Below are 17,940 nucleotides of genomic sequence, written 5' to 3'. Positions count from 1 at the left end.
ATTGATTTCCGAGGTCAATTGAGTGTTCACGGCGCCGACAAATCGGCACTGGTCGCGGCGCCCGAAACGCAGAGGCGAGCCGGCCTACGGCGGGCCCCAGCACTGAGAATTATGTTAGTTGAATTCTGTTGTGTGCCAATGCAGTTCAGTTCCACAGATGTATCGACTTGGCCTGTACGCGCCAATCGGTTTCCTGCCCCCAATCCAGTCTTGAGACTCGGGCTGGGGACTTTTGGCCCTTGCCTGCTTTTCGGGGCGGCGTAGCGTCGCGTGTCGTAGCCTTGCGTCGACACTGCGGCGAATTGAGGATAAGGGGAACTTTAATGTCTGCCAAAGATGATAAAGACTGGCTGCAAGACGATTATCCCGAAGAGTTGGCCGAGCTTACCATTGGCACGCCCATTAATACCGACACGAATAGAGTAATGCGGTCAACGCGGGCGTTCCTCTGGAAAAAACTGGCTGCGAGCGAGCTATTGATTGTTAGGCCTGGCGGTAAGTTAAAAACCGAAATACGAGTCGGGGGCACCGACAGCAAGTCGCAAGATACATGGGGCTGGAACGCGTCTGCATCGATGCAATTGAACCTCGGAATCGTCGATTTTTCTGCGAAGTTTTACGCGAAGCAGACAGATAATGCGTGTCGTCGATCATCGAAAGCGGCGATTGTCGGTGTTAGCAAGGCGATGAGTTTCGTCGAATTGGACAAGAGCGCCACGCCAGATCAGCTTTACAGCTGCACGACGAAAGGCTTCCGGGACAAGTTCGAGGCCGTCCAGAAAGCCGCCGTCGACGCGGCGTCAAAAGACGCGACCGCCGCCGATTACTTAGCGTTAGATCGTGCTCTGAACTCCTTCTACGAAACGTTCGGCACGGGCTTCGTTCGCAGGCTCGATCTGGTGGCCTACGGGGTTTTTGAAGGTGCTTTCCAAATGGACACCGGCAACACTGAGAATGTTTTCACTATGGGCGGGGGAATCGCGGCGTCCCTTCCCTTTGTGGGCGCCGAGGCTGCGGGTCAGTACGTCAAAACGCACGCAGAGCAAAACGTCACGACGCGTTTCAGGGCGGGAGCGTTCGGCCAGCCCGGTCAATCCTCGCCTGCGAAGTGGGCGCAAAAAGTGGCGAATGACCTCAACACCAAAAGCTTTGACCAGTTCACCAGTGGTGAGGCGTGGTCAAAAGAGGCACCCGAAGTGGTGGATGCACCGGACAATCCGAAACTGGAGTATTCCGCCAAGCCCGTCGATATTACTGTGCCGAAACTCCCCGGTATCCTCGGGCAAGCGATCAAAGCCTTGCAATTCAAGACTCTATTCGGCGACGCTGCAGCCCCCCCGGCGGATCCTGAGAAGACCAAAGAGGCGGTCGACAAGGAACTGGACACGCTGAAGAAACTCGCGGCGGACACCACCGAGGAGCAGATCAATAAAGCGGCCTTCGGTGAGGTTCACGTCGAGGATCAAGTTTCCGAGACTATTCCGCGGTCGGCTGCCAAGTCACGGTTGTCGGTCGATGATGAGGCATCCGCTTCCCTGCGCGGAGTAGGCGGCTTCTATGCCAGTGCCGAGGAGAACAGCGGTGGTGGGGACAGCAGCGGCGGGGATGGAACTGGTGAAGAACCGCTACCGTTGGGCGGCTATATGCCCAGCGGCTACGAGTACTGGCCGTGGGAAAAAGTATTCGATGGGCTTGGAATAAGTCTGGCACGCACGACCTCCCAGCTTGTGTTCGGCCAGTCTCTGGTGTGGCTTTCGATCCGAGGTATCTTCGCGCAGTACCTGGAGTTCTGTGCCAATTTCCAAGGCGTGGTTCGCGATAAACTCGGCAACGAAGTAAATATTAAAACGAAAGCCGCCTCATTCCGGCTGGCGCTGGATGCGGTGAGGGCATTTCTCACCGACACGCTGACGGACCAGGGCACAAAGCCCGGCCTCAGCTTGCTGCAAGCCCTAGAACGCAAGCTGAAAGCGCAGTTTGAGCGTTACGACTTCGGGATGTACGAGCACTACCGGTTTTGGATCGACAATTACGAGTGGCTCAAGGAAGCTCCCTTCGGCGTGGTAGCTGTGGTCGAACGCGGCGGGCAACAGAATCCGCAGTACTACTATCAGGAAAATCCTTACCCGAATAATGCGATGCGGCACACCACGCGGCCAGACGGGTGCGCTCCGGCGACAAGCCTGGCGGCAGCGGACTTGCTAATCGCTAACGCCTACCGCTTGTATCCGATCATTTCGACCACCGTCACCGGCGAACCGCACTTCGCCTGGGTCGGGGCACCCTCCCCACTCAAGGGCGACTACGAAGATGAAGTCTTCAGACACAGCGGATTACTGTCGTTCTTCCCCGAGCCCAGAGAACACTCCTCGTACAGACCGGAATGGGGCCTCCCAGACCACCGAGACAACGAGCACCGATTACATAAAGTGGTCCTGCCTGGCACCGTATTGGACGAGACGGCTTTGCCGATGCTAATCCATCAAAGTAAAGCCGCTGCCGACGAATTTGCCTGGTCCGAGACTGAATTTACATGGCATGCTGACCTGCTCCACCCCAGAAGTGGCGAGGACTGCTTGCGAGAGCGGTGGACCAATCGCAAACGGGTGTTTGGCCTGCATTTGTATCCTGGCGTCGGCGACGAGGACTGTTTCGGCCACGAGTACCGCGTGGAACCAAACATGGACATCACGGACATCGACGCTGGCTCACCCGCACGATTGTTGCAGGTGGCGGGGCAACTTGCCCACGACGCCACCGCGTACGCCACTGTGCTGCCCCAGCCGAAGCGGAACAACAAGGGTCAATTGGCAAAGCTTTGGGATCTTCAGGAGCCATCTGGTCCAGGTTCTGCAGGGGTGTATGCGGCGTATTTCGGCGCGCACGACGCGACGTTCTTCTGGGGTCCTGACAAAGGGCCAGGATGGGAACAGAAGCTGTTTGAGAAGCTCCCAGTCAAGTTCATCCCCGTCGGCTATGACGCGGTGCATACTGCCGTGTTCTCCGCGGGCGGCGATCCTGACGCTCTCGACCCCGGCGACATCCCAGAGTTTGCGAAGTCCGGCGGCAGCGCGATGTGGTCGGAGCCTGGGACGCATGAGAAGCTGCTCGCCCATATACGTTGGGACCTAGGGGAAATCCCGATGCCTGACGACTTCGAGGAATCCTGACCAAGAGCCGGCTGATTTTCGATTTCGCGGCCGCCCTCCGGTGGCCATGAGGTGGAGGAACGTCCAGACCGGCAGGAACCTAATTTCATTTGCCGGTATGATAATTCGGCGTGATGAGCCGGGGCTTGGACAAGACATCCTGTCTCAGTGGCTGATTCAGGCGACGGCAGGGTAACGGCTGGAAAGTCACGAACACGATCGTGAGGCCGCAGTTGCATGCCCGCTGATGCAACTGCCTCCGTCGGCCCACTCTCGACGCTCTAGCATTGATTACCACGGCGCCGAGACGCTCGGACAAGGAGCTATTAAGGGCAGTCACGTTTTCACAGACTTGTCACGTCGAGAATCACGGGCACGATGCGGGAGCTTCCAGCTTTCCTTCGGTCATGATCGGCGCGGGGCTGCTGAGCTTTCCGCGCTAACACGCTGCCGACCGGGGGGTGCCCTTCAACCGGGTGATGCACAACCGGACCCGACTCTGCCGGGCCGGCTCGCCTGATCTTGAAGGCTTGTCCCCTAGAGACTTTCGGCCCTACTAGCCTGCCGGTGGATGGCGTCGAATGGAAGAGCACAAACCGCATCGCGTTCTGCGGGGGATAGATAGCACATTCAAGCGGTCGTACGCTCCGCTAGCGCCTTGCTCGAAAAACACAGCGCTGAAATTGCATCACATTCAGCGGCAGGGCAAGAAAGGTAAGATCCACAATGGCGACCACAAGCACCGCCAACGCGACGAAAGCGTCTGCGTCCGGGAAGGAAAGCGACACGCCATCCCCGATCGACGGGTTCCTGGCCGATAAGAACCGCGAAATCGAGGAATTCAAACAGGAATACACCTTCACGCCAGCTGATCTGGACTACCGCAGCTTCGCAGCCGGCACGAAAGGAACTCCAGGCGGGTCAGACTTCTGCGACCTGAAGGCCGAATACTCGGACCTGTGGGCGTCGATGGCAATTCGCCAGAGCAAGTTGCCCGAAATTGATTCGATCGTTCAACGCATCGTTGCCGAGAAGGAACGGTACCGCACGGTCGAGGGGCTGACCAAAGTCCCTTGGTTTGCGATTGCGATCATTCATAATCTCGAAGCCGGTGGGGACTTCACCAGGCATCTGCACAATGGTGACCCGCTGACCGGGCGCACGGTGCACGTGCCGGCGGGGCGGCCCCCCTGCGGCGATCCGCCATTCACGTGGGAGGAAAGCGCCTCTGACGCAATGGCATACGACGGGCTCGCACAGGTCACGGACTGGTCAGTCGAGCACCTGGCGTACTTGTTTGAGAAGTTCAACGGCTTCGGATATCGCTTGTACCACCCGCACGTGAAGTCCCCGTACCTGTGGAGCTACAGCAATCAATACACGAGCGGGAAGTACGTCGGTGACGGCCAATGGTCGGAAACAGCCGTCAGCCAGCAGTGCGGCGCTATGGTGCTGCTGAAGCGGCTTCAGGAAGCGGGCGAAATCCGGCTGGATTTCGCCAAATCCGATGTCCCCGTTGTGGGATTGCAGCCGGCAGCGAAGCCGATTGTAGCGGCGCCACTAACCCGCGCCTCGATGCCGACGGGCGGCCGGATGCCCCCGTCGACTCCGATGACGTGGCATGAGCTGACATATCCGTCGGGGCCGGTGACGCCGGATGGGCTGAGGTCGAACGCGACGCAGGAGATGTGCGGCGTGCGGGCTGGTGTCACTGGCGTGGAGAAGATACTGCCCTACGACCACAGCATCGTCCCGCAGGAAACCGGCTTCTGGTGCGGCCCGGCCGCCACACAGGTCGTGCTCAACGCCCGCGGGATCATCGTCTCCGAGCAAGAGTTGGCCCTCTCGATCGGCACACACCTAGGGGGGACGGATTACGTCGGGCTGATCGAGAAGGACCTTGACCAGCGGGCGCCAGAGGCCGGCTATATGTCGATCTACTTGCCGAACGACCCGCCGACCGCGGCCCAACGCGACCGGCTGTGGCGCGATCTCGTCCGCAGCATCGACGCCGGTTGGGGTGTAATCATGAACTGGGTTGCTCCGCCATCCAATTATCCGCAGGGCACGAAAGGCAGCAGGTCGCCACTGTATCAAGGTGGCACTGTCTATCACTACGTCGCCGCGATGGGCTACGACAACACACCGGGCGCGGAGGCGGTATGGATTGCAGACTCAGGATTTCAACCCTTCGGGTATTGGTGTTCGTTTCACCAGGTCGCAACTCTCATTCCGCCGAAGGGCTACACATACGCCGAAGGAGCCCTGCAGGCAACGGCGGTACGTGCTGAAGAGTTGGTTGCCCGCCAGCCACCCGCCGTGCCGGAGATCGCGCCGCGGCCCCCCGCCGTGGCGGCTCGCACCACAGCTGCACCCCCATCCGAGGGCGAGCAGCTTGTCCCAGCGAGGGCAGACTTCGCAGGGCCACGGTGGGTGACCGGGCCGGGCATCACCTCGTGTGTTGGCATGGATGCCGCGGATCTGGGCATCATGCGGTGGGACCCTGCCCGCAATGCGATCGCGACGATGTTCGGCGACAACTTCAGCTTCGGTTGGGGCCAAGACTGGCAGTCGCCGTCAATTGTCATGTACGACAGTGACTTCAACGTGCGGGGCATTCCCACGCCTGGCAACGGCATTGCCATGGCTCCGCGCCGGCAACTGTGGGACTACGCTCATAAGAACCCCGACTACGACACCGTCTTGCCCTGCGACTTCATCCGGGTCGGTGACTGGTGGTATGTCGCGGTGATGGTGAGCCAAGGGAAACTGGACGCACACGGTGCGCAGTTTCGGACAGAATTCTGGCGCTCACATGACTTGGTCGACTGGTGGCAGGCCTCAGGCGGGCAGCCGCTGTTAAAGCTCGATCACGTCGGGGATGGCCTACGTGTGCATCCGGGCGCCGGCGTGCTGACCACGCACCCCGGCAACACCATGCTGACGTTCGACCGGATCGACGACTACATCTACATCTTCGGGACCGGGGGAATTGAGCGAAAGTATGGCATTTGGATGTGGAGAAACCGGGCCAGCCAGTTTCCGCTCGGCTATTGGGAGCCTTGGGGATGGGATGGCACCCGCTGGGGATGGGGCATCCCGAATGACACGGAGGACTCCGCCATACTCCAAGGCGCCTACGGGGAACTGTGCTTCCGCTACATCGAAGGCAACTGCGTGCTGTCCTATTTCGACGCCGCCAACGGCTGGCAAGAGGCCAGGACCGTGCGAACCCCTCAGGATGACTGGCGCGGCACCCAGAGCCGCGTCGTGTACGCCTCGGATGGGCGCATTCCCGGCAAACCTGCGATCGAGCAGCTGTACGGGGGCTACATTTCACCGCTGAGCCGCCTCAATGAACCAGACGGCATGGCCTTCTTCGTCAGCCAGTGGCACGACGACAACTACCGCGTCTATCTAGTCCGAGACACTCTCTGTGCTCAGGGCGAACTTCACGAGGGATTCGCCAAAGAACTGACCGCGGCGGCGCCCATGATCGCCGCCGACAGCACACCGTCACGACAGCTCGGTAACGGCCACCGTCAGCGGCGGACCGGTGACGGAGGCCCGGCGCGAAACCCCATGAAGCGCAGCGCCCCGAAGAAAGTGGTCGAAGGGGCCGCAGCGGCGAAGGGCGTGGAAAGACAAGCACCGACGAAGGGCACGACACGCGTCACAGCCCGCAAGGGTCACTCCCGCGCCGTGTCAAAGACCGCGGCACGTCGAACGGCAGGCACAGTGTCGCCGGCCTCGTCGGGCTAATGAAACTGAGCACGCGTTGTGGTGAGGATGCGATGGTGGGGCTCAATCAGGCGCTGTTGGCAAAGGTGGTGTTGACGCGAAACTGTTGCGCACCAACAAGGTTCGCATCGACACCACGTGGTCGAGGCCAAGGTGGTCGGCTGAGCGATAGCCATAGGATCTGGTGCCGCGACCAAATGGCCACCGCCTGATGGGAGGAGTGCATCATGAATGAAACATCGAACGGTTCAAGCGTCCCTGATCAGCCGTCGTTTATCGCAGAAGAATATCGCCTAGACGAAGTTGAAGAACATGGACTTCCGATTCTAGGAGATGATGCCGTCGGCATCGAGGGCGACTTGGCGACTACTAAGCATTTCGAGATCACTGATGCGCATTCCGATTTGGGTGAAGTGACTTACCTCTGTCGACCTGCAGCGCAAAATTTGTTTGGCACTGACATACCTCGGGTCGCCCCGAACATAACGGGAAAATTCGAAGTGGAGGGTCTGCGAAACGCTAATCGGGATAGCGCAGCAGATTCCCTCCATCCAGAGGCAACTGCGCTTTACGATAAGGCTAACGAACTATACTTGGAAATGGAAAATAAGCTATTCCCCTACATAGAAATTGAGTCAGGTCTTAGAGACAGCACCCAACAGGCGAATTTGTATATTGCGTTTATAGAGCATGAGTATTATGGAGGTCCGCAAGCCAACAATGCCAATAAACCAGGAACATCGAACCATGAATTCGGTCTGGCGATCGATATCATAAGGGGGGGAGACGGCGAACGTCTTCGAAAGGCGCTAATTGCGGCAGGCTGGACCAACAATATTGAAGACGAAGGTTGGCATTTCGACGCTAGTTCTATTATGTCTTGGAGCAGAATTCAAGCGGCAAAAGCCGAGATAGGAAAATTATCCGAGCAACTTGGTAAGCTTGTCTCGGATGGGTTTGAGTTTAAAAAGAAAGTTGCGGAAGAGTATCCAAAGTGGAGAACGGAAAGAGACGGGCTCGAGGAGGAGCAGCGACGTCTTCTTTCTGAAGAAGATGAGCTAAAGAGTAAAGAAGCTGAATTAAGAAAATGGCAATCCGAATGGAAGGCCGGAATAGAAGCATATAATAGCGATGTTGTGGACCTCAAGAGATTTCGAGACAAAATTGAGAATTTCCGGTACACATACTGCCCGGACGGAGATTCTTTTGAGAACTGTTCGCATACTGAGCTGACTACACGCTATGTGAATGAAAAAAATGCAATGATACTCGATTACACTGGACGTGACAACGAATTGGGACAACGCCGGGACCATCTTGTGGGAGAAAAATCGCGCTGGGAAAGTGAGGCAGATAAATTTAATTTGTTAGCGAACAGATTGCAGGGTGAGTCGGACAAGTTCGACGCGGCGCTGGCGAAGAGTAACGAGCTATTCGTGCGCATAAGCGAGTGGACTAAAAAGATGGAGGCTATTAAGAAAGAAACGCCGGATAAAGTGAGGGAAATTCAAAACGGGGTGGATGCAGTGAGAAATGCTTTCGGCGATTAAATGAATTGGTGTCGGAAATCTTTCCAAGATTGGCCATCGAGACCTAGGCGGGCAGCAATCAGTACACGGTAACGTTCGCCTTGAGACTACATGCTATTTCTCCGCCAGTCCTCGGCCCGCGGTAGTCCGTCGCGATCGTGGTGGTACCAGCTGTCAACGCCTTGAACGTCCACACCTCGGTACCGGGGGCGCCCACCGGTTGCTCCGACGAAGTTAGGTATTCGTGACTTAGCTGCTGCACCACGGCGGGATCACCGATTCGCGCGTAAGCCGTCCAACCGTAACCAGTGCTGGCGTTCGATCCGACGATCAGCGTCAGCGCCCCACCGACACATACAGCAATGTCACGGTTGATCACCGTCTCCCGGACAACCTCGTCATAGGAGACCTCGACAGTGGTCGTCGACTCGGCTTCGGTCACGAGATTCCTCCGTCATCTGAAAGACCTAGTGGGCTGATCGCGGGCAGATTCTCGTTTCAGCCATTAGCCAGGGCTTCCGATCCCCCTGCCAAAGTGTTGAGAGTCTTGCGGAGGTGAGCTTGGCTCGAAGAGCGGCACCACCGATGTGCCCTCCGTCTCGCTCTCCACCGTCAGATACCACAGATCTCCGTCGGGATACTCGATGAGATGAACTGTCACCCCCGATACTCCATCAACGTCGAGCTTCCACAGGACCCGATTCAGGCCAAGCGGATCGCGAATCTTCATCGCCGTCGCCGCCGCTTCTCGGTCGTCGGGCGCAATTAGGGTGCATACCTCTCTGTCACCCCATTGGTTGAGCCCGCAGGTGTTTGGGTCCAGCGTCACATGCCCCTTCATATGGCCCGCCGCAGAACCTTGTTCGAGCCGAAGCGAAATACCGTGCGCCTCTAATACAGGCTGCTGCAAGTACATGGATACGAGACCCAAATTTCGTGATTCGGGCATGAACTCCTCCGTTATGGGGCGGAACAGCCATCCGACGCCGGCCGTGTAGGGCGAACGCCAATTACCAACTTCACCGCACACAGCAAGACAGGTCAAGACCGGTGTCGACACCTACTCGATCACATCGCTCGCTCGTGGGCGCCGAGTGATAGCGATGGCCAGCCTGGATGAAAAAGGACATATCTGGCCGACGCTGATATCCGGGCTGACTCCGCACCGCGTCGAATTCATTTTGTTGACGCGACTGAGCCCGTCCCCAAGCAAGACAGCATTCATTCGGGCGCTCGTTGACTGAGGGGGTGGCCCTTCGCGCCCGCGTTCCCACCTCGAAGCGTCCAGCCGGCTCATCAGACCGGGGTGAGGCGAATCGGTAGGTGGGTTGGTCCGCGCAGGGAGCTGTGGCTCGACCATCGCGTCGGGCCGTCCGCGGTGATTCGGGCGACGCGAGTGACGAGTTGGTGCAGAACTGCCTGGGCTTCCATGCGGGCCAGTGGCGCTCCCAGGCACATGTGCGCGCCGTAGCCGAACGCGATGTGTTTTCTCGGGTCGCGGTCGGCGCGGTACTCATCGGGCTCGTCGAACGCGGTGGGATCCCGGTTCGCCGCGCCGAAGGACAGCAGCACGCGCGATCCGGTGGGAATGGTGACGTCGCCGATGCGGTAGTCGGCTCGGGTGTAGCGGTAGAGGTTCTGGATGGGTGTCGTGATCCGTAGCTGTTCCTCCACGGCGAGGGGAATCAGGTCGGGTTTGGCGCGAATGACGTCGTACTGGTCGGGGTGACGTGCGAGGGTGTCGAACATTCCGCCGAGCAGGTTCGTGGTGGTCTCGTTGCCGGCTATCAGCAGGTGGATGGCGATGAGCAGGAGCTGTTGGTCGGTGAGGCTGCCGTCGGTGTTGTGCTCAATGAGCCGCCCGAGAACGGTATTCGACCCCTTGAGTCCGCCCGTCGCGAATTGTGTTCTGAAGTAATGCTGTAGCGCCACCATGGCCATCATCGACTTGCCGGCGTTGACAACACCCAAAGGCGTCGGCGTGAATTCCATGATTCCAACGCCGCGTTCTGACCATCGGCGAAAGTCGTCGATGTCGGAGTCGGGCACGCCCAGAATTCGGGCGATCAGACGTATCGGCATCGGTATCGTCAAGCGTTGCACGACATCGCATCCGGGGTTATTGATGACGTCGCTGACGAGTTCGACGGCCAGCCCCTCGGTCATCTCCCGCCAGGAGTTCATGGCGCCCTTGCTGAATCCCGGCTGGACTTGTTTGCGCAGCCGGGTGTGTTCGTCGCCGTCGGTGAGGACCGCCAACGGAGCGGACATGCGCAGGCGCGTAACTCCTTGGGTGCTGGTGACCTGGTCGGTGTCGCGCAGCGCCGCCCGCACGTCGTCCAGACGGCTGACGATGAAGGTGGCGCGCCGCGGGTTGTAATGCACGCGGCCGCCTCGGTGCAGGGCGCGGTACGCCTCGAAGGGCTGGGCGGCGGTGACGGGATCCTGTGGGTCGTAATCGGTGTTGATCGCGCCGGTCCAACCGTCGTAGCCCCGTCGGCGCGTCCGGATTGCCGCCGCGACGTTCATTCGGACCGCACGGCCCACCGGTTCGATGGCGTTGCGAATCCTTTTGGCCTTCTTGGTGATCGACATCGTGGTTGCTAACTGGATTGCGCGACGACGTCGCCCCGGGCGTGAAGGGTTCTGTGTTGGGTGAGCAGGATGGCAGTCGTGAGATAGATGGCGTAGCAGGTGGATACGACCGTGTACTGCCGACGCGTCCCGGGACTCGCCATGAGGAGTCCTATCAGCGTTTCGAGTGCACCATTGACGTAGGTGAACGTACGGGCGTGGTTGGGGAAGCCGAGGCCGTTGATGGGGTCGAAGTAACGCGGCGCGACGAAGTGAGCCAAACCGATCATGCTGACCGACAGGCCCAAGCATTGTCGCGAGCCCACATTGTCGCTGTTGATCATGGCGATGGGTCCATCTGCACGTCTCACTCAATTACGAGAGAAATTTTCTCGTAAATGGTGACACACTTTTGCGTCGCTGCCTAGGGGTGGCATGAAACCCTTGCTCTACCTTGTTCGTGTGAGCCAACCCCGGCGAGGGCGACCGCGGAGCGCGGCCGTGCACGACGCGATCCTCGACGCAACGCGCACGCTGCTCGTCGAATCGGGCTATCGCGGAGTGTCGATGGACAAGGTCGCCGCGATCGCGGGGGTGGCCGTTCAAACGGTGTACCGCCGTTGGCCGTCGAAGGCTCCTTTGGTAGCCGAGGCGGTTATGCAGGCTTACGACCAAGCCGACTTCACGCTTCCCGATACGGGAGACACGATCGCGGACCTGACGGCGTGGATGCTTGCGTACGCCAAAATCGGTTCGTCCGCAGAGAATGTCGCACTCATTCGCTCGCTTGCCGCCGCGGCGGCCGAAGACCTACGCGATCGTGACACCCTGTACCGACAACTGACTGGCCGCGTCCACGAAGCCGTGTCGCACCGCTTGCGCGTCGGTGTCTCGGCGGGCCAGATCCGCGCCGACGCCGACATCGAAGCTGCCACCGACGCGTTGATCGGAGCGACGCTCTACCGAACGCTCAGCGTGACGGCATCCGCGCGAGAAACGACCGCGCGTTACCGCGGAGTGATAGACGCTCTGCTGCGCGGTATCTCGAGCTGAAGTGAGGTCGTCATTAGGCCGTTGTCTGGCGGCCGACAAAGGCGATGCCGGGAGCTGCCCGGCAATGGTCACGCCGCAATCAGCCTCACCGGCAGCCGTTCGAGGCGCCGAATCACGTTGTTGACTCCCCACTTTGGAGTCCCGCCGACCTCGATGCGCTTAACCCGTTCGAGCATCGCGGAGAGGATGGCGGCGGTCTCCATCCTGGCCAGACCCTGGCCGGCGCAGGCATGCGCGCCGTTGCCGAACCCGATGTGCCGTCCAGCGTCCCGGCGGATGTCGAACACCTCAGAGGTCTCCCATTCGCGTTCGTCGCGGTTGGCCGAGGCGAACAGCACCAGTAATCGGGTTCCGGCGGGGATGTTCGTTCCGGCTATCGAGGTATTGCGGGCGGTCTTCCGCGTGAACGCCCGCACCGGCGATTCGTACCGCACCACCTCGTTGATCGCATTCGACAGCAATTCTGGCTCTGTTCTGAGCATTTCCCACTGATCGGGGTGGGTCGCGAATAGGTGGATCGCGCTGGAGATGGCGCTGATGGTGGTGTCCAACGACGGTGCAATGTAGTCGACTATCAGCGGCGGCACGTCCTCGAACGACAAATTGCCTTCATCGACGGCAGCCAAGAGTTCGTGAGCCATGCTGCCGGGCAGGACGTTTCGGTCACGCACCACAGCACGAGCGAAGCGCAGCATCTGCATGCTGCGCGGGATGGCCCGGATCGCCTGACGGTTAAGCGGTCCGAGGAGGTCGAAGGTCGCTGCGGCCCAAGGAATCAGGTGCTCGCGTTGGTCCTGGGGCCAGCCGACCAGATCCGGGACCACAGCCAGCGGCAGCGCGGTCGCCAGATCGGCGACACCGTCGACCCGGCCCCTGGCGAGCGCGACGTCGACGATGTCGCCCGCCGCGTCCTCCACGGAGGCGGTTACTCCACGCAGCGCCCTGGGCATCAGACGGTGGGCAACGAGCTTGCGACGCCGGTCGTGGTCGGCCCCGTCGCTGTTGAGCGTGGTGCCGCGGGACAACCGGTTGGCGGCAGCGTTGGCGGCGACACCATGTCCGGAGAGGTACGAGTCGTCGGCTCGCAGGGTGGCTTTGCACTCGGCGTACCGGGGGAGGGCGACCATCCGGCGGCGAGGCAGCCAGACGAGGGGGCCAAGGCGTCGCAGAGTCCGGTAGTGCGGGTAAGGGTCGAGGATGGCCGATGTGCTGTAGACGTCAGGCCGGTACGACGGAATGTCGCGAGGTCGGTGCACCACAAGATCGCCTTAATCGTTGAGCTCGATTCCCGCCCGCGTGCATGGACAGGACGAGGGTGCTGCGCTCAACGCACTGTGCGCTTCGACCCTCAGGTGACGAAATCGTCACATACGACCATATCGTCAGTCAAGGGTGCTGACGAGCGACGACGACGCCCTAGGCTCAGGGATGTAGGCTCCACTGACCAAAATCCTGGGCAAGGACGTCGTTGACGTCGACTTGTTGTCCCCCGACGACTGGACCTGGATTCGACGGCGTACTCACCACGCGTTGGTAGAGAACTGCGGCGGGGTCGATCTGCCCGCGCGACCAGGCCTTGGTCTGCCAGGCCCACCGGTGTCCCGGGGTGCGCGAACTTCCGATCACGCCGTCGGCGGCGGCCCACTGGCAGACATCGAGACCGCCGTAGACGCCGGTGCGCTGCACTCCCAATACCGAATTAATTCCGCGAAACCACTTGAGCGCCAAATTGTTCCACGTGTCGTGGTTGATGTCCTCGTCGATGGTAAAGAAGATCGGGGCACTTTGACCGCCGCCCGCCGCGGTATGCAGCTGCCAGGCGGTGCGAGCGTCCGCGACCCCGCCGTCGAACCCGCGCTTGAAGTCCGATGATGCTGTCCCGCCTGGCTTGCCGTATTGGTAGTTGCTGACGATCATCAGCCCAGCTGCTTTCAGTTGGTCGGCGTAGGGCCGGGTGATCGGTTTGGCGCCAAAGGACGAGCCGGGACGCGATAGCGATACGTAGTTGATGACGCCGGAATAGCCGGCAGCTCGGATGTGCTCCGCTGGAATTTGGCTCATGGCGAAGTCGATCAGTTTGGGAGTCGCAGCGGCCGCCGCCGGGGCGGCGGCAGATGCCATGGCCGATGCCGCGGACAATCCTGGCAGTGCGGACATAGCGATGGTGTAGCGCAATACGTCACGCCGGGAAATTGGGCGCGGCCGGAGGTTTAGACACGCCGACAAGTCCATCGCGTGATGTTAACAACGTGACTGCTGTTAAAAGATGGCGTGTTTGAAGTGATATCAAACCGCGTCCGTGTCGTTGACCGGACAGCGGCTAGCATCGCAAGACGTCACGCGGGCACCGCTCAAAAGCCCCGCTTGGCGGCCCGCACCGCGGCAATTACGTCGTCGTCCCCGCTGAAGTCGACGTGAACAGCGTTGCGGCCGAACGCGAAGAGCAACAGTTCTTGCGGTTCGCCAGTCACGGTTACCGGCGAACCGCTACCGACCGCCGCCACCGTCCGACCGTCGGGGGTGTTCAGCGTCAGTCGAGCGGGCAGCGCTGCCATTGATTTCGACAACCCGACCCGGCTGACCCAGGGGATGCGCCGCCTCACCGCTGTAGTGGTCCTCGCATCGAGTTCCCTTGGCTTCCAGCCGGTTTGCGCACGGCGGAGGTCCTCGTGATGGACGAACATCTCGTGGATACTTGCCAGCGGGTCGAGCACCTTGAACAGCGAAAGAACCGGCGGGCCGGAGGCAAGCAGCTCGACCAGGTCCTCGTACGTCGTGGAGGCGGCCAACCGGTTTTGCACGCGCGCGGTGTGTGACGCCAGCGGCCCGAACACGAGGCCGGGCAACGCATCAGGGCGGCGTTCGCGCACGACCAGGTGCGCGGCAAGGTCGCGGGTGGTCCAGCCTTCGCACAGGGTGGGAGCATCCGGTCCCACCGCCCGCATGATTCCGACGATGGCGGAACGTTCGCGCTGGGCTATCGACATCGCCCCACGATAGGCCGAGGGCCTCTTCGATCACAGCGACGCAGAAGTCTCCGAACGTGCCACCGAGGTTCTTATGGAATCTCGTACACGACCATTTTGTCGGCGATGCCGCGCAGGGCGGCCTCCTTCCGAACCGGTCGGATCGACTCCTTCTCCAGGATCGCGGCGACGCCGGGCGCGTCGATCACGGGACCGGTGATGTGGATCTCCTGCGCGGTGGACAGGCTCTGCACCCGCGCCGCGATGTTGACGGTCTGGCCGAAATAGTCCTGCCGCTCGTTCAGCATCACCGCGAGACACGGCCCCTCATGGATGCCGATCTTTACGATCAGGTCGGTCCTGCCGCGCTCGGCATTGAGCTTGTCCATCGCGGCCCGCATCCGCAAGGCCGCGGCGAGCGCGTGGTCCGGCTGGACAAAGGTCGCCATCACCGCGTCCCCGATGGTCTTGACCACGGCGCCCTTTTCGGCCGCGATGATTTCCAGGAGCGCATGAAAGTGCGCGCGCACCAAGTCAAAAGCGGCGAGGTCACCGACCCGCTCGTAAAGCGCGGTCGACCCCTTGAGGTCGGTGAACAAAAAGGTCAACGAGGTGATTTTGAGACGCTGATCGATGGTGAGGTTGTCAGCTTTGAACACATCGCGAAACGTCTGATTCGACAGCATCCGCTTGGCGGTGAGGAACGGCCGGCGCTTGGCCAGCACATTGTGGAGCTCGTCGGCGACAAAGACGGTGGGCAGTGTCCGCACGCTGCACCGATTGTCGAGTGCGAGCCGCAACGGGCCTGGCCGCAAGGTGATCGACTCGGTCGGCGGATGGCCTTTGTCGAAGGTCAGCCCGAGCTGCTGACCTTCCTCGGTCGGCTCGCCCTGTACGTCGATGAAGTGTGCGGTATGTGTCACCGGCTCGAAAACGATGATGAATTGCGGCGGAAGCTCCAACGACAGCACAGCCTTTTCGCCGGCGGCCAGCTCCATGGCATCCAACGTCGCTTCGCCGGTCAGCAAAGCAAAAGAATCCTCGCCGAGATCGATGCCCGAACTCCAGAACACCTGCGTGTAGTAGTCCCATAGCGGGAGCGTGTTGGGATCGTGGGCGGCAATTCGCCTGACCTTGGGGCTGACCGTAAACGCCACCTCGACCTGCTCATCGACGGAAGGCTCATAACCGCAGGCGCATAGTCCACAGCGATAGTCGTCATCACGCAGCGATTTCAGCGTGTCATGCGCGTCCAGCACGCCGCTGCAACCGGGACAAAGCACGTTCCAAGTGAGATCGAACAGGCCAAGCCGCGAGGCATGCAGGAAGCCGGAAATCACCTTCTCTTCGTCGAGGCCGGTGCGCTTGGAAAAGTCCAGGGCGTTGATTCGATTGAGCTCATGATCTTCGCCGTCCTCGGTCAGCCGCGCGATAGCGTCCGCGACGTCCGAATCGGCGGTTCGCTTCAGGGCCGAAAATTGCGACTGGAGGTCGCTCATGGTTCCAACCTAAACATCAGCGCAACCTGGCGGCTAAAGCTTCGTTGACACACAGGCGCCTGGGCATAAGCCCTTCAACACCAGACGCTTCGAATTTGATCCGATGCGGCCTCGATCAACTCGATTAGGGTTGATTCATGGGTGGCGAGTTCGTCGAGATCCGCATAACGCTTCCCTGGGAATCTCTCCGGTCGACGCCCGAGGCCGTCCGCCCTCGGCTACTGGACTGGGAGATTGACGCCAAGGGTAGGCACGTCGCCTGGCGTTACCGGATAACCCGGTATGAGCAGGACGGCCAACCGAGGTGGTGGTTGGACGGGACCGGCCAGCACCCGTGGACCAGCGACGACGTCGAGTACCTGAAGGACGTTGCCGAACACCACGCCGGTCGACTCTTGCGCAGACAGCGCTGGCAGCCCAAGAGCATGTACAACGACCAGGAGCCGCCGCTGTGGCTGGGTGGTCGAGGGTTCTCGTCCTGAGGCATAGGACCCTCGTCGAATGTGCGGCGCACGCTAGACATGGTTAGCTGCTGGTTTCTGCGGCGCGTCGACGCATCGTTTCGAGCCCGTCGGATTCTGTCGCGGAAATGGTGGTGCGCACCATGTAGCGCGGCTCCGACGCCGGCCAGGGCCGGCCGCGATGCATGGTCGCGCGGTTGTCCCACATCACCACGTCCCCCGCGCGCCACGAGTGCAGGTAGCTTGCACCGGGCGCGGTCGCCGCGTCGATCAGCTGGGCGAGCAGTTCCTGCGCGGCCTTTCGCTCCATGCCCTCGATCGCGTAGGCGTGCGAGGCGACGTATACCGACTTCCGGCCATTGACAGGGTTCTGCCAAACGAGACGCCAGCACTGCGGCGGCAACGCCGCTCGCTCCGCCGGGCTGGCGAGGTCGGGCGCAATCTTCCCGCGCGAATAGGCGTATTCGTGCCACGCGAAGGAATTTTCCAGCCGCGATTGCAACACCGAATCGAGACGCTCGAACGCGATCCGCGTGGAGACGTACTCGGTCTCGCCTCCCCGGCCCGGAATGACGCGCGACGACAGCACCGAAGCGAGCGCCGGCACCCGCTTGAACGTGCTGTCGGTATGCCAGAGCTGATTTGCCTTGTTTTCCAAGGAGATCCGGTGATCTTCCGGAACCACGTTGCCGTTCTCGTCGAGGGTCTTGAGGATCACGAGGTTGCTGCCATAGCCCGCCGCGCCCACCTTGGTGAACTCGAGCGGGCCAAAGCGGCGTGAGAAACCGAGTTGCGCTTCATCGGTGACGTCCTGATCCCGAAGGACGAGAACCGAGTACTCCTCGAATGCGGCGCGCACCGCCGCGTAGGCCGACTCGCTTGCCGCAACATCGTGGATGGTCACTCCGCGAAGTTCGGCGGCAAAGCCTGGACCCAACGGCACGACTTCCATCGGCGAACTCCATGCA

At 60.7% G+C, this 17,940-nt stretch carries 14 protein-coding genes; 5 read left to right on the top strand and 9 right to left on the bottom strand.

Going from position 1 to position 17,940, the window contains the following annotated elements:
• The first annotated feature begins 323 nt into the window (after window positions 1–323).
• The 3 genes from AC5Y5E_RS01215 (at window position 324) to AC5Y5E_RS01205 (ending at window position 8,440) form a co-directional block, all read left to right on the top strand.
• Window positions 324–3,170 carry a hypothetical protein gene (locus tag AC5Y5E_RS01215; RefSeq protein WP_499901184.1) on the top strand — a complete coding sequence of 949 codons (2,847 nt, stop codon included), beginning with the start codon at window positions 324–326 and terminating at the stop codon, window positions 3,168–3,170.
• Between the two features lie 705 nt (window positions 3,171–3,875).
• Entirely contained in the window at window positions 3,876–6,911 is a 3,036-nt protein-coding gene (locus AC5Y5E_RS01210; protein WP_499901183.1) for a DUF4185 domain-containing protein, read from the top strand.
• 206 nt (window positions 6,912–7,117) lie between these two features.
• Window positions 7,118–8,440 carry a D-alanyl-D-alanine carboxypeptidase family protein gene (locus AC5Y5E_RS01205; RefSeq protein ID WP_499901182.1) on the top strand — a complete coding sequence of 441 codons (1,323 nt, stop codon included), beginning with the start codon at window positions 7,118–7,120 and terminating at the stop codon, window positions 8,438–8,440.
• A 58-nt stretch (window positions 8,441–8,498) separates the two neighbouring features.
• Here AC5Y5E_RS01205 and AC5Y5E_RS01200 read toward each other — a convergent pair whose 3' ends face one another.
• From AC5Y5E_RS01200 to AC5Y5E_RS01185, 4 genes are all read right to left on the bottom strand, one after another.
• Window positions 8,499–8,861: a protease inhibitor I42 family protein gene (locus AC5Y5E_RS01200; RefSeq protein WP_499901181.1), complete on the bottom strand. Its 363-nt coding sequence runs from the start codon at window positions 8,859–8,861 to the stop codon at window positions 8,499–8,501.
• Window positions 8,862–8,924: 63 nt separating this feature from the next.
• Window positions 8,925–9,479, bottom strand: coding sequence for a hypothetical protein (locus AC5Y5E_RS01195; protein WP_499901180.1), 555 nt, complete (start codon window positions 9,477–9,479; stop codon window positions 8,925–8,927).
• A 236-nt stretch (window positions 9,480–9,715) separates the two neighbouring features.
• A complete protein-coding gene (locus AC5Y5E_RS01190; RefSeq protein WP_499901179.1) occupies window positions 9,716–11,014 on the bottom strand; it encodes a cytochrome P450 in 1,299 nt (432 codons plus the stop codon).
• A gap of 8 nt (window positions 11,015–11,022) precedes the next feature.
• Window positions 11,023–11,337, bottom strand: coding sequence for a DoxX-related protein (locus AC5Y5E_RS01185; RefSeq protein ID WP_499901178.1), 315 nt, complete (start codon window positions 11,335–11,337; stop codon window positions 11,023–11,025).
• A 157-nt stretch (window positions 11,338–11,494) separates the two neighbouring features.
• Between AC5Y5E_RS01185 and AC5Y5E_RS01180 the strand changes: the two genes are divergently transcribed.
• Window positions 11,495–12,046: a TetR/AcrR family transcriptional regulator gene (locus AC5Y5E_RS01180; protein WP_499901177.1), complete on the top strand. Its 552-nt coding sequence runs from the start codon at window positions 11,495–11,497 to the stop codon at window positions 12,044–12,046.
• 68 nt (window positions 12,047–12,114) lie between these two features.
• Here AC5Y5E_RS01180 and AC5Y5E_RS01175 read toward each other — a convergent pair whose 3' ends face one another.
• The 4 genes from AC5Y5E_RS01175 to AC5Y5E_RS01160 form a co-directional block, all read right to left on the bottom strand.
• The gene (locus AC5Y5E_RS01175; protein ID WP_499901176.1) at window positions 12,115–13,305 is read right to left on the bottom strand and encodes a cytochrome P450; all 1,191 of its coding nucleotides are present in this window, start codon (window positions 13,303–13,305) and stop codon (window positions 12,115–12,117) included.
• A gap of 163 nt (window positions 13,306–13,468) precedes the next feature.
• Window positions 13,469–14,278 carry a DUF1906 domain-containing protein gene (locus tag AC5Y5E_RS01170; RefSeq protein WP_499901175.1) on the bottom strand — a complete coding sequence of 270 codons (810 nt, stop codon included), beginning with the start codon at window positions 14,276–14,278 and terminating at the stop codon, window positions 13,469–13,471.
• A 119-nt stretch (window positions 14,279–14,397) separates the two neighbouring features.
• The gene (locus AC5Y5E_RS01165; protein WP_499901174.1) at window positions 14,398–15,033 is read right to left on the bottom strand and encodes a TIGR03085 family metal-binding protein; all 636 of its coding nucleotides are present in this window, start codon (window positions 15,031–15,033) and stop codon (window positions 14,398–14,400) included.
• Window positions 15,034–15,104: 71 nt separating this feature from the next.
• Window positions 15,105–16,511, bottom strand: a complete 1,407-nt coding sequence (locus tag AC5Y5E_RS01160) for an adenylate/guanylate cyclase domain-containing protein (protein ID WP_499901173.1) — start codon at window positions 16,509–16,511, stop codon at window positions 15,105–15,107.
• 137 nt (window positions 16,512–16,648) lie between these two features.
• Here AC5Y5E_RS01160 and AC5Y5E_RS01155 point away from each other — a divergent pair, with 137 nt between their 5' ends.
• Window positions 16,649–16,993: a hypothetical protein gene (locus tag AC5Y5E_RS01155; protein ID WP_499901172.1), complete on the top strand. Its 345-nt coding sequence runs from the start codon at window positions 16,649–16,651 to the stop codon at window positions 16,991–16,993.
• A gap of 43 nt (window positions 16,994–17,036) precedes the next feature.
• Here the strand turns inward: AC5Y5E_RS01155 and AC5Y5E_RS01150 are convergent, their stop codons facing one another.
• Window positions 17,037–17,924 carry a TauD/TfdA dioxygenase family protein gene (locus tag AC5Y5E_RS01150; protein ID WP_499901171.1) on the bottom strand — a complete coding sequence of 296 codons (888 nt, stop codon included), beginning with the start codon at window positions 17,922–17,924 and terminating at the stop codon, window positions 17,037–17,039.
• Window positions 17,925–17,940 lie beyond the last annotated feature (16 nt).

It is taken from the genome of Mycobacterium sp. NGS54 (assembly GCF_059812465.1).
This window is presented reverse-complemented; position numbering and strand designations above follow the sequence as displayed.